The organism is Paracoccus sp. C2R09 (assembly GCF_018860625.1).
Lineage (GTDB): Bacteria > Pseudomonadota > Alphaproteobacteria > Rhodobacterales > Rhodobacteraceae > Paracoccus.
Window position 1 is genome coordinate 21520 of sequence record NZ_JAHKQB010000018.1, and the last position, 14603, is coordinate 36122.

General features: G+C 65.2%; 15 protein-coding genes. 5 read left to right on the plus strand and 10 right to left on the minus strand.

Features of this window, described 5'->3' with window-relative positions; all coding sequences use genetic code 11:
• Nucleotides 1–124 precede the first annotated feature (124 nt).
• The 4 genes from KO490_RS07160 to KO490_RS07175 all read left to right on the plus strand — a co-directional run bounded on the left by KO490_RS07160 (nucleotide 125) and on the right by KO490_RS07175 (nucleotide 4789).
• Complete coding sequence (locus tag KO490_RS07160; protein WP_216018724.1) at nucleotides 125–1150, plus strand: amino acid ABC transporter substrate-binding protein; 1026 nt, start codon at nucleotides 125–127, stop codon at nucleotides 1148–1150.
• Nucleotides 1151–1277: 127 nt separating this feature from the next.
• Nucleotides 1278–2534 (plus strand): amino acid ABC transporter permease, encoded by a 1257-nt coding sequence (locus KO490_RS07165; protein ID WP_371822280.1) that lies wholly within the window; start codon nucleotides 1278–1280, stop codon nucleotides 2532–2534.
• A 1-nt stretch (nucleotide 2535) separates the two neighbouring features.
• The gene (locus KO490_RS07170) at nucleotides 2536–3990 is read left to right on the plus strand and encodes an amino acid ABC transporter permease (RefSeq protein ID WP_216018726.1); all 1455 of its coding nucleotides are present in this window, start codon (nucleotides 2536–2538) and stop codon (nucleotides 3988–3990) included.
• A 10-nt stretch (nucleotides 3991–4000) separates the two neighbouring features.
• Nucleotides 4001–4789: an amino acid ABC transporter ATP-binding protein gene (locus tag KO490_RS07175; RefSeq protein WP_303463088.1), complete on the plus strand. Its 789-nt coding sequence runs from the start codon at nucleotides 4001–4003 to the stop codon at nucleotides 4787–4789.
• A gap of 54 nt (nucleotides 4790–4843) precedes the next feature.
• Here the strand turns inward: KO490_RS07175 and KO490_RS07180 are convergent, their stop codons facing one another.
• The 10 genes from KO490_RS07180 to rpmH all read right to left on the minus strand — a co-directional run bounded on the left by KO490_RS07180 (nucleotide 4844) and on the right by rpmH (nucleotide 12830).
• On the minus strand, nucleotides 4844–5362 hold the full coding sequence (locus KO490_RS07180) for a histidine phosphatase family protein (protein WP_216018727.1): 519 nt from the start codon (nucleotides 5360–5362) through the stop codon (nucleotides 4844–4846).
• 72 nt (nucleotides 5363–5434) lie between these two features.
• Complete coding sequence (argB, locus tag KO490_RS07185) at nucleotides 5435–6334, minus strand: acetylglutamate kinase (protein ID WP_216018772.1); 900 nt, start codon at nucleotides 6332–6334, stop codon at nucleotides 5435–5437.
• Nucleotides 6335–6396: 62 nt separating this feature from the next.
• Entirely contained in the window at nucleotides 6397–7047 is a 651-nt protein-coding gene (yihA, locus tag KO490_RS07190; RefSeq protein ID WP_216018728.1) for a ribosome biogenesis GTP-binding protein YihA/YsxC, read from the minus strand.
• Nucleotides 7044–7802: an MOSC domain-containing protein gene (locus KO490_RS07195; protein WP_216018729.1), complete on the minus strand. Its 759-nt coding sequence runs from the start codon at nucleotides 7800–7802 to the stop codon at nucleotides 7044–7046. Before KO490_RS07195 ends, yihA begins: the two co-directional genes overlap by 4 nt.
• A complete protein-coding gene (gene yidC, locus KO490_RS07200; RefSeq protein WP_216018730.1) occupies nucleotides 7802–9634 on the minus strand; it encodes a membrane protein insertase YidC in 1833 nt (610 codons plus the stop codon). The genes KO490_RS07195 and yidC overlap by 1 nt, the downstream gene beginning before the upstream one ends.
• A gap of 122 nt (nucleotides 9635–9756) precedes the next feature.
• Nucleotides 9757–11049: an EAL domain-containing protein gene (locus tag KO490_RS07205; protein ID WP_216018731.1), complete on the minus strand. Its 1293-nt coding sequence runs from the start codon at nucleotides 11047–11049 to the stop codon at nucleotides 9757–9759.
• Between the two features lie 58 nt (nucleotides 11050–11107).
• Nucleotides 11108–11995: a tRNA 2-thiocytidine(32) synthetase TtcA gene (gene ttcA, locus KO490_RS07210; RefSeq protein WP_216018732.1), complete on the minus strand. Its 888-nt coding sequence runs from the start codon at nucleotides 11993–11995 to the stop codon at nucleotides 11108–11110.
• On the minus strand, nucleotides 11979–12245 hold the full coding sequence (yidD, locus tag KO490_RS07215; protein ID WP_216018733.1) for a membrane protein insertion efficiency factor YidD: 267 nt from the start codon (nucleotides 12243–12245) through the stop codon (nucleotides 11979–11981). The genes ttcA and yidD overlap by 17 nt, the downstream gene beginning before the upstream one ends.
• Nucleotides 12242–12583 (minus strand): ribonuclease P protein component, encoded by a 342-nt coding sequence (gene rnpA / locus KO490_RS07220; RefSeq protein ID WP_252727061.1) that lies wholly within the window; start codon nucleotides 12581–12583, stop codon nucleotides 12242–12244. The genes yidD and rnpA overlap by 4 nt, the downstream gene beginning before the upstream one ends.
• A gap of 112 nt (nucleotides 12584–12695) precedes the next feature.
• Nucleotides 12696–12830, minus strand: a complete 135-nt coding sequence (gene rpmH, locus KO490_RS07225; protein WP_028725980.1) for a 50S ribosomal protein L34 — start codon at nucleotides 12828–12830, stop codon at nucleotides 12696–12698.
• Nucleotides 12831–13083: 253 nt separating this feature from the next.
• Between rpmH and KO490_RS07230 the strand changes: the two genes are divergently transcribed.
• Entirely contained in the window at nucleotides 13084–14505 is a 1422-nt protein-coding gene (locus KO490_RS07230; protein WP_216018734.1) for a HAMP domain-containing sensor histidine kinase, read from the plus strand.
• The last annotated feature ends 98 nt before the right edge of the window (nucleotides 14506–14603 follow it).

Consider the following 14603-nt stretch of genomic DNA (forward strand, 5'->3'; position numbering starts at 1 on the left):
TCGGCACAATGTCGCCTATTAGGGCAGCAAGTTCCGGCCCTAGAACGATAAGGATCGTGAATGCGGTCCAATCCGCGCCCGGTCATGTGCGACAATGTCCGGGCGCTCCAACACAGAGGTAGAAATGACAAAATCGGTTTTCCTGGGCACGGTAGCCGCCGCGACGCTGTTCGCGGGCATGGGGATGGCGCAAGAGGGTTCGACCCTCGCCCAGGTCAAAGAGCGTGACGAGTTGAACTGCGGCGTGAACACGGGCCTTGTGGGCTTTGCCGCACCGGATGCGAACGGCAACTGGACCGGCTTCGACGTGGCGCTGTGCCGCGCGGTCGCCGCCGCCGTCCTGGGCGATTCCTCGAAGGTGAAATTCGTGCCGACCACGGGCCAGACGCGCTTCACCGCGCTCAGCTCGGGCGAGATCGACGTGCTGGCGCGCAACTCGACCTGGACCTATTCGCGCGACACGGACCTCAAGCTCGATTTCGCGGGCGTGAACTACTATGACGGCCAGGGCTTCATGGTCCGCAAGGATCTGGGCGTGACCTCGGCCAAGGAACTGGACGGTGCGACGATCTGCATCCAGACCGGCACCACGACCGAACTGAACCTGGCCGATTACTTCCGCGCCAACCAGATGGACTATACCCCGGTCAATATCGACAGCAATGCCGAGGGTGAACAGCAGTACATGGCCAGCGCCTGCGATGCCTACACGACCGACGCGTCGGGCCTTGCAGCCACCCGTGCGGCCTTCGCGGACCCGGAAAACCACATCATCCTGCCCGAGATCATCTCGAAGGAACCGCTTGGGCCGGCAGTGCGCCACGGCGACAACAACTGGGGCGACATCGTCCGCTGGACCCTGAACGCGCTGGTCGCGGCCGAGGAATACGGCGTCACCTCGAAGAACATCGAGGAACTGTCGAAATCCTCGAACAACCCCGAAGTTCAGCGTCTGCTGGGTTCGACCGACGAGCTGGGCGCGATGCTGGGCCTCGATGCCGAATGGGCCAAGCGCGCCATCCAGGCCAACGGCAACTATGGCGAGATCTTCGCGGCCAATATCGGCGAGCAGACCCCGATCGGGCTTGCCCGCGGTCTGAACGCGCAGTGGACGCAGGGTGGCCTGCTCTACGCGCCGCCGTTCCGCTGATACGAAGGCCGGCCCCGCGCGGGGGCCGGCCCAGACCCCCGCCTGCCGGGGGTCGCCCATCAACGATAAGCCCGCCGCCTTATCAAAACGGCGCAAAGCCGATGGCGGGTGACAGGGGAAAATTTCTATGACGGACCTTCCGGCACCGGCGAATCCGCCGTTCCGGCCAAGCATGCTGATCCATGATCGGCGCTATCGGTCGCTGACCTTCCAGGTCGTCGTGTTCATCCTGGTCATGGCCGCGGGCTGGTGGCTGGTCGACAACACGATCCGAAACCTTGCCGCCTTGGGCAAGACGTTCAATTTCGGCTTTCTCTGGAGCCGCGCGGGATACGACATCCCGCAGACACCGATCCCCTATACCGCCGACGACACGCATCTTCGCGCCGCCGCGGTCGGTCTTCTGAACACGCTGATCGTGTCGATTCTGGGCTGCATCGCGGCCACGATCCTCGGCATCGCCGTGGGTGTCGCGCGCCTGTCCAGGAACTGGCTGTTCGCGCGCCTGATGACCGTCTTCGTCGAGATCTTCCGCAACATGCCGCTGCTGCTGTGGATCCTGATCGTCTATGCCGTCTTCACCGAGATCCTGCCCGCGCCGAACGCCTATCGCGGCGACGAGCCGGCCTGGTCGATGATCCTGTGGGACAATGTCGCGCTGACGAACCGGTATACCGCGATCCCGACCCTGGCGATGAGCAACGATCCCGGCAGTCTGGATCTGGGCGCGCGCATCACCATCAGCTGGGCGACCATCGCGATCACGGTCGCGCTGATCGCGGGGCTGTTCCTGCGCGGCAAGATCCGCGATCACGCGCAGAAGGTGCAGGATAGCACCGGCCAGCGCCCCACCACCTGGTGGAAATCGCTGGCCGTCATGACGCTGCCGACCCTGTTCCTGATCTGGTTCTTCGGGCTGCACCTGGTCGCGCCCGCGCTCAAGGGGTTCAACTTCACCGGCGGTCTGAACGTGTCGAACGCGCTGGTCGCGCTGTGGCTGGCCCTGACGCTCTATACCGCCGCCTTCATCGCCGAGATCGTCCGTGCGGGCATCCTGGCCGTCAGCAAGGGCCAGTCCGAGGCCGCCTTCGCCCTGGGCATGCGCCCCAAGCGCACGATGAACCTGGTGATCCTGCCGCAGGCGCTGCGGGTCATCATTCCGCCGCTGATCTCGCAATATCTCAACCTGACCAAGAACAGCTCTCTGGCGATCGCGGTGGGCTATATGGACCTGCGGGGCACCCTGGGCGGGACCACGCTGAACCAGACAGGACGAGAGTTGGAGGCCATCCTTCTGATGATGCTGACCTATCTTGCGCTCAGCCTGATCATCTCGGCGGGGATGAACGTCTTCAATTCCCGCGTGAAGCTGAAGGAGCGGTGAGATGAGCGATACACACGCACAGACCGTTCCCTTCGTCCGCGACACCATGCTGCCCGCGGCCCCGCCGCCCGCGCAGCAGGCAGGCGCGGTGCGCTGGATGCGGGAAAACCTGTTCTCGGGGCCGGTGAACACGGTGCTGACCCTCATGGGGCTGGCGATCATCTGGTTCCTCTATGTCGCGTTCGGGGACTGGTTCGCCCATTCCGTCTGGAACGCCGACAGCCTGCCCGAATGCCGCGAGATCATCGCCGCCACCTGGGGCGAGGGCGCGCGCGGGGCCTGCTTCGCGGTCATTCGCGAACGCTGGAACCAGTATGTCTTCGGCTTCTATCCGTCCGAGCTGTACTGGCGTCCGGTGATGACCTTCGGCCTGCTGATGGTCGCGCTGATGCCGGTGCTCTTCGCGGCATCGCTGCCGGTGCGCCGGGTCGTGCTGTCGGCCACCGTCGCGCTGACGCTGCTGGCGATGGTCGCGCTCGGGTCGCCCATCATGTGGCTGGTCTTCGCCATCGCCATCATGGCCTTCGCCTTCCATGCCTCGGAAACGCAGATCGCGCGGCTTCTGCCCTTCTCGGTGCTGTTCCCGCTGCTGGGGGTCTGGCTTTTGTGGGGCGGTTCGCTCTGGGGGCCGATCTTCGTGCTGGTCGGGCCGATGCTGGGCTGGATCACCTGGCGCGTGCTGGTGTCCCGTTCGGCGATGCTGGCGACCATCCTCAGCGTGCTGGTGACGATCGTCTTCTGGCTGTTCGTCGCGGGCGATGCGGCGGGGGATGCGCAGAACCTGCTGCCGATGGGCATCGAGCCCGTCGATTCCAGCAGCTTCGGCGGCTTTCTTCTGTCGATCACCATCGGCGTGGCGGGCATCGCCCTGTCGCTGCCCCTGGGAATCGTCCTGGCACTGGCACGGCGGTCGGACATGTTCCTGATCACCACCCTGGCCGTCGTCTTCATCGAGTTCATCCGCGGCGTGCCGCTGATCACGCTGCTGTTCGTGGCATCGCTGTTGCTGAACTACTTCCTGCCGCCGGGAACCAGCTTCGACATCATCCTGCGGGTCATCATCATGGTGACGGTCTTCGCCGCCGCCTACATGGCCGAGGTGATCCGCGGCGGTCTGGCCGCCCTGCCCAAGGGCCAGTACGAGGCCGCGGACGCGCTCGGGCTGGACTACTGGAAGGCGCAGCGGCTGATCATCCTGCCCCAGGCGCTGAAGATCTCGATCCCGGGGATCGTCTCGACCTTCATCGGCATGTTCAAGGACACGACGCTGGTCACCTTCGTGGGTCTGTACGATCCGCTGAAATCCATGTCCGACGCGGTGCGCGCAAGCACCTCGTGGAAGGGTATCTACTGGGAACCCTACATCTTCGTCGGCTTCATCTTCTTCCTCATCTGCTTCGGCATGTCGCGTTACTCGATGTATCTGGAACGCCGCCTGCAGCGTGACCACCGTTAAGGACAGGATCATGAACGAAACCATCACCCGCCAGATCGACCGCAGTCACATGACGGTCAGCGACGAGGTCGCGATCGAGATCCGGAACATGAACAAGTGGTACGGCACGTTCCACGTCCTGCGCGACATCGATCTGACCGTGCATCGCGGCGAACGCATCGTCATCGCGGGCCCTTCGGGGTCCGGGAAATCCACGCTGATCCGCTGCATCAACCGCCTCGAGGAACACCAGGCCGGCCATATCGTCGTGGACGGGGTCGAACTGACCAGCGATATCAAGAACATCGACAAGGTGCGGTCCGAAGTCGGCATGGTGTTCCAGCATTTCAACCTGTTCCCGCATCTGACCGTGCTGGAGAACTGCACCCTGGCGCCCATCTGGGTCCGCAAGGTTCCCAAGAAGCAGGCCGAGGAGACGGCCATGCATTTCCTGTCCAAGGTCAAGATCCCCGACCAGGCGCACAAGTATCCGGGCCAGCTGTCGGGCGGTCAGCAGCAGCGCGTGGCCATCGCGCGGTCGCTGTGCATGCAGCCACGCATCATGCTGTTCGACGAACCGACCAGCGCGCTCGACCCCGAGATGATCAAGGAAGTGCTGGATACCATGATCGAGCTGGCCGAGGAGGGCATGACGATGATCTGCGTCACCCACGAGATGGGCTTTGCCCAGGCGGTGGCGAATCGCGTGATCTTCATGGATCAGGGCCAGATCGTGGAACAAAACGAACCGTTCGAGTTCTTCAACAACCCCAAATCCGAACGGACCAAGCTGTTCCTCAGCCAGATCCTGGGGCACTGAAACGACAAAAGGCGGGGATCGCTCCCCGCCTTTTCGATTCGGCGCGGCGTGGTGTCAGTGGCGCCCGTCGAAGCGGATGAAGTCCATGACGCTGCCCTTGCCGGGTTCGACATCGGCCCAGCTGTCGATCTCGAAATCGACCACCAGCGTCGCGGCGGTGGGATAGCTGCGGAATTCCGGGTCGAGCGGGGCGCGCGCGGGCAGCATTGCCGCAAATTCCGAAATGCCGGGATTATGCCCCAGCATCATCACCGTGGGCTGGGTCGCGGTCCTCAGCACGGCCAGCATCCGGTCCGGCCCCGCGTGATACAGCGAATCCTCGAAGCGCATCACGGGGCGAACCTCCAGCGGGGCGCCCGATACCACCTCCCAGGTCTGGCGCGTCCGCATCGCGGTCGAACACAGAACCTCTTCGGGTTCGTAGCCGCGGCTGGCCATCCAATCGCCAAGCGCGCGGGCCGAGCGTCGGCCGCGCTCGTTCAGGGGGCGATCCTGATCGTCCAGCGTCGGATCGTCCCATGCCGATTTCGCATGTCGCGTCAGAATCAGTCGGCGGTGTCCAAGCGGGGTCATGTTGGGGTCAGCCCTTTCGTGCCGTGGCAGGACCTGCAGCCTGCCACAGCCCGTCTTGAAACCGCAAGCGCGTTAGAGACCGACCGGACCCTGACGCAGCCCGCGCGGCTTGACCCGGGGTTCGGTCGTGCGGATCAGCGAACCCGCACCATGTTCGGTGAACAGCTCCAGCAGGCAGGCGTTCTGGACCCGACCGTCCAGGATGACGACCGCGCGAACGCCGTCCTCGATCGCCTTCAGGGCGGTTTCCGTCTTGGGAATCATGCCGCCCGCGATCTGACCGTCCTCAATCATCGCGCGGACCTGTTCGGGGGTCAGCTGCGTCACCACCTCGCCCGATGCATCCTTGACGCCCGCGACATCCGTCAGCAGCAGCAGGCGATCGGCCTGCAGCGCGCCCGCGATCGCGCCCGCGGCGGTATCGCCGTTCACGTTGAAGGTCTCGTTATCCTCCATCCCCGTGGCGACGGGGGCGATGACCGGGATCATGCCGGCGCCATAGAGATCGCGGATGATCTGGACGTTCATCTCGACCGGGCGACCGACGAAGCCCAGTTCGGGATCGTCCACTTCGCAGACCATCATGTCGTCGTCCTTGCCGGAAATCCCGACCGCGCGGCCGCCCGCGTCGTTGATCGCCTGGACGATGCGCTTGTTCACAAGGCCCGACAGCACCATCTCGACCACCTCGACGGTCTCCTTGGTGGTGACGCGCTTGCCGCGGACGAATTGGCTCTCGATGCCCAGCTTGCCCAGCAGCTCGTTGATCATCGGGCCGCCGCCATGGCAGACGATCGGGTTCATGCCGACCTGCTTCATCAGCACGATGTCACGGGCGAATTCGGCCATCGCCTCGTCGTCGCCCATGGCGTTGCCGCCGAACTTGACCACGACCACGGCCCCGGAATAGCGCTGCAGATAGGGCAGGGCTTCCGAAAGGGTGCGTGCGGTGGCGATCCAGTCCCGATTCATGTTCTGCTTTCTCATCCCTTGATCCCCGTCTGACGGGGCGGACCCTAGGACGCGCGGGCGGCTCAGTCCAGCCCGGCGATGATGGCGCGCAGCGTGGCGATGCCGTCGGCCTTCTCGGACGAGGTCACGACCAGCTCGGGGAAGGCGGCGGGGTGCTTCTGCAGCTCTTCCTCGCATTGGGCCAGAACCGGCTTGATCGCGTTCGGGCCCAGCTTGTCGGCCTTGGTCAGCACCACCTGGAAGGGCACGGCCGAGCGGTCCAGCAGGGTCATGATCTCGTGGTCGACCGGCTTGATGCCGTGGCGCGAATCGATCAGGCAGAAGGCGCGACGCAGGGTCGGACGCCCCGCCAGATAGGATTTCAGCAGCATCTGCCATTTCTGGACGACCGGCAGCGGCGCCTTGGCAAAGCCATAGCCCGGAAGGTCGACCATGTAGGCGCGTTCGCCCAGCATGAAATAGTTGATCTCTTGCGTGCGGCCCGGCGTGTTCGAGGCGCGCGCGATGCCCTTGCGACCGGTCAGCGCGTTGATCAGGCTGGATTTGCCCACGTTGCTGCGCCCGGCAAAGCAGATCTCGGGGCGGTCGGCGGGGGGCAGGCCGTCCATGGCGACGACGCCCTTGAGGAAATCGACCGGACCCGCGAACAGTTGGCGCGCGGCCTCGGCGACATGGGCTTCGGGTTCGGGGGCGACGGGGAAAGAAACCTTCATGCGGTAACCTGATCCTGAAGGCGGATCGTGCCGCCGGTGACGACCTCGGCAAAGACGCCGAAATCGGTATGTCCGTAATGCTGCCGCAGCGCGTCCAGCATGTCGATATCGCGCCGGCCGGTCGCGGTGTCCGCGCTCGTGGCCTCGCAGCGGCCGACCTGTTCGGTCACGCGCAGCTCGACCTCGCCCATGCGGATGGTGCGGCCGATCCAGTCGCGTTCGGCAAAGGGGTCAAGCCCCTCGATCCACAGGTTGCCGCGCCAGCGGCCATGGCCCAGGGACATTCCGGTGCGGGCTTCCAGATCGCGCAGGCTGTCCAGCGACAGGATCGAGATCCACGGCCATTTCTGGTCGGTCCAGATCGCCGCGCCGCGCACCAGTCGCGTCGGCGCCGGGCCGGACCAGAGGGGGCGCAGCCATTCGATCAGGCGCGGCCCTTCGGTTTCGGGGTCCAGCACGATGCTGCCCGCACGGGGATGTTCCAGATGCAGACGCCCGTCCCGCCAGCCGCCGCGCACGGCCTGGAGATCGGCCGAGACGACGCCGCGCAGAAAGGCGGATTTGGGCAGCCAGCGATCCGGCTGCCCATCGGTTTCACTGGCCAGGGCCAGCCGCTCGCCCGCCTCGGTCAGGACCGCCCATTCGCGGTCCCCCGGCATGCGGCGGGCGGGCTGCAACCGCACCGCGTCCAACCCCTCGCCGCCGATCGACTTGATCGGATGGCGGCGGATCATGGTCAGCCGCGGCGCGCCCATCACTTGCCCTTGCCGCGTGACGGCAACGAGGCCTTGATGTTGCCGAACAGGTCCGGCCGTGCCCCGTGCATCGTCATGATCGTGTACTGCTGGATGATCGTGATCGTGTTGTTCGTGATCCAGTAGAGCACGAGCCCCGAGGCAAAGCCGCCCAGCATGAACATGAAGATCCAGGGCATCAGCGCGAAGATCATCTTCTGCGAGGGGTCCTGCGGCGTGGGGTTCAGACGCTGCTGCATCCACATGCTGATGCCCAGCAGGATCGCTAGCGCCGGCAGCGACAACGAGTGCAGCAGCGTGCCCTGCGCCGGTGCCGCGAAGGGCAGGACGCCGAACAGGTTCAGCAGGCTGGACGGATCGGGCGCGGAAAGGTCCTTCAGCCAGCCGATCCAGGGCGCGTGGCGCAGTTCGATCGTGACGAAGATCACCTTGTAGAGCGAGAAGAAGATCGGGATCTGCAGCAGGATCGGCAGGCAGCCGGCGGCAGGGTTCACCTTCTCGCGCTTGTAGAGCTCCATCACCTCTTTCTGGAACTTCATCCGGTCGTCGCCGGTGCGGGACTTGATCTCCTCCATCTGGGGCTGCAGTTCCTTCATCTTCGCCATCGAGATGTAGGATTTGCGCGCCAGCGGGAAGACCAGCATCTTCAGCACGACGGTCAGGGCGATGATCGACCAGCCCATGTTGCCGATGAAGCCGTGCAGGAAATGCAGCAGGCGGAAGATCGGCTTGGTCAGGAAGTAGAACCAGCCCCAGTCGATCGAATCCACGAAGCCCTCGATGCCCTGGTTGTCCTCGTATCCCTTGATGACCTCCCAGACCTTCGCGCCGGCGAAGAGATAGCTGTCCGAGGACGCGGTCGCGCCCGGCTGGACGGTCTGCACCGGGAAGCGCGCCTCGGTCTGGTAGATGTCGGCGCCATCGGCATATTTCACGACGGCGGTGAAGGACTGCCCGGGCGCGGGGGCCAGGGTGGTCATCCAGTACTTGTCGGTAAAGCCGATCCAGCCGTTGCCCTCGACCTCGTAGATCTCGGCGCGGCCTTCGCGGCCCTGGGGTTCCAGTTCGGGCAGGTCGTCGTAATCCTGCTCGATCAGGGTGCCGTCCTGCATGCCCACGACGCCTTCGTGCAGCACGAAGTAGTTCTGCGTGTCGGGTTCGCCGTGACGGGCGATGATGCCATAGGGCGCGGCCGAGAATGCGGCATCGCCGTTGTTCTCGACGCTCTGGCTGACGGTGAACAGATAATTGTCGTCCAGCGCGAAGGTGCGGCGGAAGACCTGGCCCGCGCCATTGTCCCAGGCCAGCGTGATCGGGCTGCCGGGGGCCAGTTCGTCACCCTGTTCCAGCGACCAGACGGTCGCGGGGTTCGGCACCAGCGACGGATCGGTGCCCGCACCGGGGGTCCAGCCATAGACGGCGTAATAGGGCTTCGAGATGCCGGTCTCGATATTGGCGTCCGCCGTGGCCGACGAAGGCGACAGCAGGCGCACATGCGGCGAATTCTCGTCGATTTCCTCGCGATAGCGCAGCAGGCGCAGGTCGTCCACGCGACCGCCTGCCAGCGAGATCGATCCTTCCAGAGCGGGCGAGGCGATCGCCACGCGGCCCACCGGCTCGTTGCCCGCGGTCTCGGGGGCCTCGGCCAGGTCGGCGCCGTTGCCCGCGGTCGTGGCGGGGGCAAGGGGCTGGTCGGGCATGCTCTGCTCGGCCACGGGCTGTCCCGATGGTTGATCGGTGACCGGTTCCGGTGCGAACACCGTATACCAGACCATGATCACCAGGAACGACAGCACGGTCGCCAGGATCAGATTGCGGTTGTTGTCGTCCATTCCGTCACCACCGTCATCGCGTCAGTCGCGCCGGTTCAACAGAAGGGACCCCCAAAGGTCAAGCGGAATTGGGCTTTCGCGCCCCTGCAGGGCCATATCGCGACCCTGCGAAACATGGCGCCTCAGCCCCGCTTCGCGATCTGCGGCAACTGGGTCGCGGCGGCGGCCTGCGCGGTCAGGAAGTCATGGGTCGCCGACAGCGCCATCGGGCGGGCGATCGCATAGCCCTGAACCTCGTCGCACCCCATCTGGGCCAGGAAGGCGTATTCCTCGCGCGTTTCGACCCCTTCGGCCAGGGCAGCGATGCCCAACCGTTCGGCCAGCGCCAGGATCGCCAGGATCATTCGCTGCTGATCGGGGTCGGCATCGCAGGCGGTGACGAAGCTGCGGTCGATCTTGATGCGGTGGATGCCGAACTGCCGGATCGCGTCGAGGCTGGCATAGCCGGTTCCGAAATCGTCCAGGTCGATATGGCAGCCCGCCTTGGCCAGCTTGCCCAGATTGACGCGGGTTTCGGCATTGCTGGTCACGGGGCCCACGCTCTCCAGCACCTCGACCACAAGGCGGGCGGGGGCGATTTCATGGCGGTCCAGTTCCCACAGAAGGCAATCGGCGAAGCCGCGGCTGGACAGTTCGCAATTCGAGATGTTGATCGAGACGGTCGGCACGGTGAAACCCGCGCGGTCCCATGCCTTCAGCGCCTGCATCGACTGGGCCAGCATCACCAGCGTCAGGCTGTTGTGATCGGCATCGGTCATCTGCGGCATGAAGGCCCCCGGGGGCAGAAGGCCGCGTTGCGGATGGTTCCAGCGTGCCAGCGCCTCGAACCCGGTGATCCGGCCCGAATGACAGCATTGCTGCGGCTGGAAGAAGGCTTCGAACTCTCCGGCCTTGATCGCGTCGGAAACGGTTGCGGCCAGATGGCCCGTCGCAAGCGCGGGGTCATGCGCATACATCGTCATCCGTCCAAGCGCGCTGTCGGGCAGGGCGCGGATCCGGCGCAGCGCATTGTCGGTCATGGGCGGCACATCGGGCAGGTCGGGGGCATCGGCATGCACCAGCACGCCCGTCAGCACGGGGGTCACGTTCCGCCCGCCAAGGGGGATCGTCCGCTGCCCCAGCTGATGCAGCCTGCGACCCACCTGCATGGCATCGCGTTCCGACCGGTCGCGCAGCACGATGGCAAAGAGGCCGGGCCCGACGATCTGCAACGGATCGCAGGGCCGAACCGACCCGCCAAGCGTCATCGACAGCTGGACGATCAGATGACTGACCGCCGTCTTGTCGAGGATCTGCGACAGGCTCTCGATATTCTCGAGCCGGAGAAGCAGGACGCTTCGGGACAGATCCTGCGAATGTGCCGGTTTCGTCAGGCGACGGAACGGGGACAGGAAGCGATCGAGTTTCTTGGACATGCCGGACCTTTCACGGAATCACCGACATGAGGATTAGACGCGATTGCTTGTCGTTCCGTTAATGTTCCAAGGGGGTGCGGCCCAGATCGGGCAGCGGATCGCCCGTTTCGGCCTGAGTGTCCGGGAAAAGTCCTGAAAAATCGAACAGTTTCGGATCCAGCAGATGCGAGGCGCGCACATTCATCAGCGAACGGAACATCACCTGGCGGCGGCCGGGGCTGCGGGCCTCCCATTCGTCCAGCATCCGCTTGACCTGAACCCGCTGCAGACCCTCCTGGCTGCCGCACAGATCGCAGGGAATGATGGGATAGTTCATCGCGCGGGCGAAGCGGTCGCAATCGTCCTCGGCCACATAGGCGAGGGGGCGTAGCACGGTCAGGTCGCCATCCTCGTTCAGCAGCTTGGGCGGCATGGTCGCAAGGCGCCCGCCGTGGAACAGGTTCATGAAGAACGTCTCCAGCATGTCGTCGCGGTGATGGCCCAGCACCACGGCCGAACAGCCCTCTTCGCGCGCGATGCGATAGAGATTGCCGCGACGCAGCCGCGAACACAGCGCGCAATAGGTCCGGCCGGCGGGCACCTTCTCCTTCACGATGGAATAGGTGTCCTTGTATTCGATCCGATGGGGCACGCCGCGTTCCTGCAGGAACGCGGGCAGCACGGTCGCGGGAAAGTTCGGCTGCCCCTGGTCCAGGTTGCAGGCCAGCAGATCGACCGGCAGCACGCCGCGCCACTGCAATTCGTGCAGGATCGCCAGCAGGGTATAGCTGTCCTTGCCCCCCGAGAGGCAGACCAGCCAGCGATCGCCGGGGCGGACCATGCCGTAATCCTCGATCGCGGCGCGCGTCTCGCGCACCAGCCGCTTGCGCAGCTTGCGGAACTCGGTCGAGGAGGGGGCGCCCGAGAACAGCGGGTGGATCTCGGTGGAATCAGCGTCGTCCAGCATCGCGAACCTTCCGATCATGGTCCGGGTCGGCGCCCGGCACGGGGTCATAACCTTGGCCGCCCCAGGGGTGGCAACGTGTGATGCGGCGCAGCGCCAGCAGGCTGCCCCGCCAGGCGCCATGACGATCCAGCGCGTCCAGGGCATAGGCCGAGCAGGTGGGCTGGAACCGGCAGCCATGCCCGACCCAGGGGGACGCGACAAGGCGATAGGCGCGGACGGGCAGGGCCGCGATCCGCGCCAAGGGGCTCATCTGTGCACCTTGCGCAGCGCGCGCAGCAGTTCCTGCTGCATATCCGCGAAATCGCGCGTGGCAGTGGCATCGGGGCGGCCGACCAGCACGTAATCCCAGCCGGGCTGGCCGGATTGCGGCAGGATGAGGCGCGCGATTTCCCGCAGGCGACGCTTGGCGCGGTTGCGCGCCACGGCATTGCCGACCTTCTTGGAACAGGTGAAGCCCACGCGCAGCGGGCCGTCGTCGCCCCGGTCGCGCGCCTGCAGCAGAAAGCCCGGCATCGGCGCGCGCACGGATTTGGCGCAGGCCAGGAAATCGGCACGCTTGGCGATCACCTGCGGCATGCAGGCGGACATGCGAAATGCCGCCCGATCTGCATCCGGCGAAAGATCGTCCGCGGGATGGGGAAGGGGCGGCATTTCGTAAGTATCCAAGGCGGCAAGGCCGCCGGCAGGATCGCAGATGCGATCAGGCCGACAGACGCTTGCGGCCCTTTGCGCGACGGGCGTTCAGCACGCGACGGCCGCCTTTGGTGGCCATGCGGGCGCGGAAGCCGTGACGGCGCGCACGAACGAGGTTCGAGGGTTGGAAGGTGCGCTTCATGGTCATACTCCGGTGTCGTATCTTGCGGATGGTCACCGTACGGAGCAGGTTGCAGGAAACTGCCCCGCGCCACGGCGCCGGTCATTCGAAGCCCGCCTATTAGTGAAGATGACCACGCGCGTCAACAGTTCAAACGCGTATCCGATATGCTTACGGACCGTGGAACTTCGGTTCAATCACATTCGTTTGATGTGCAATGCGGGGGCGATCTGTCCGAAAAGCGGATGCTGGCGAAGAAAAGACTACTGATAACATGCGACTGAACACGATCTCTGGCCGATTCGCCGCACTGACGACCATGTTCGTCCTGCTGGCCGAGTTGTTCATCCTGCTGCCTTCCCTGGCGGGATTCCGGCTGGACTACCTCGAATCGCGGCTCGAACGCGCGCAGATCGCAAGCCTCGCGCTGCTTGCGACCGACGAGACGCTGGCCTCGGATCTCGAATCCGAGCTGTTGCAGAATGCGGGCGTCTTCAACGTGGTCCTGCGCCGCGACGACATCCGTCAGCTTGTGCTGTCATCGCCCATTCCCGGTCCTGTCGTGGCGACCCACGACCTGCGCGACGATGGGGTCATGCAAACCATCGACGATTCCCTTGCGACCATCTTCGATTCGGAGAATCGCGTGATCCGCATCATCGGTGCGCCGGTGAACCAGGCGGGCCAGCTGATCGAGATTACGATGGAGACGCTGCCCCTGCGGCAGGCGATGATCGAATACGGCCTGCGGCTGCTGGCGGTCTCGGCGCTGTTCTCGATCCTGACGGCGGTGCTGCTGTTCCTGGCGGCGCAGCGGCTGATTCTCGCGCCGATCCGGCGGGTGATCACCCATATGTCCGCATACGCACGCGCGCCCGAGGATGCGCGCAGCATCATCATCCCCGACGCCCGGCTCGAGGAGCTGCGCGAGGCCGAGACCGCGCTTCAGACCATGCAGCAGACCGTGACCTCGTCGCTCAAGCAGAAGGAGAGGATGGCACAGCTGGGGCAGGCCGTCGCCAAGATCAGCCACGATCTGCGCAACATCCTGACCACCGCCCAGATCTTCGCCGACCGGCTGGAGGACAGCGCCGACCCCAAGGTGCGCCGCGCCGCGCCCAAGCTGGTCAATTCGATCACGCGGGCGGTGAACCTGTGCGAGACGACCCTGGCCTTCGGCAAGGCCGAGGAACCCGCGCCCACCCTGTCGCGCTTCAACCTGTCCCAGCTTGCCCACGAAGTGGTCGAGGCCGAGACCTTGGCGGGCGAGGCCGCGGGCAAGGTCGATTTCCTGACCGACATTCCGGGCGGCCTGATCCTGCGCGCCGATCGCGACCAGCTGTATCGCGTGCTGTCGAACCTCGTGCGCAATGCCCGGCAGGCGATCGAGGGCACGGGCGAGAACGGCACCATCGAGATCGGCGCGGGCGAGGGCGATTCCGAATGGTGGATCCGCGTGGGCGACAGCGGCCCCGGCCTGCCCGAAAAGGCGCGGGAATACCTGTTCAAGCCCTTCTCCGGCAGCACGCGGCGCGGCGGGACCGGGCTGGGCCTGACCATCGCCGCCGATCTGGTGCGCGGGCATGGCGGCAGCCTGACCTTGCTGCGCAGCGATGCCGAGGGATCGGAATTCTGCATCAAGCTGCCCCGCGATCTGGCCCGGATGCCCGCCCGAGAGGATGTCGCGGCCCAATAAAACCAAGGGCCTGAGAGAAATCGCAAGAAAAATGACATTATTTGTCGAATGCCTCTTGCGGCCCCCGGTCACCGACGTTAGACACCGCCTCACAGAAA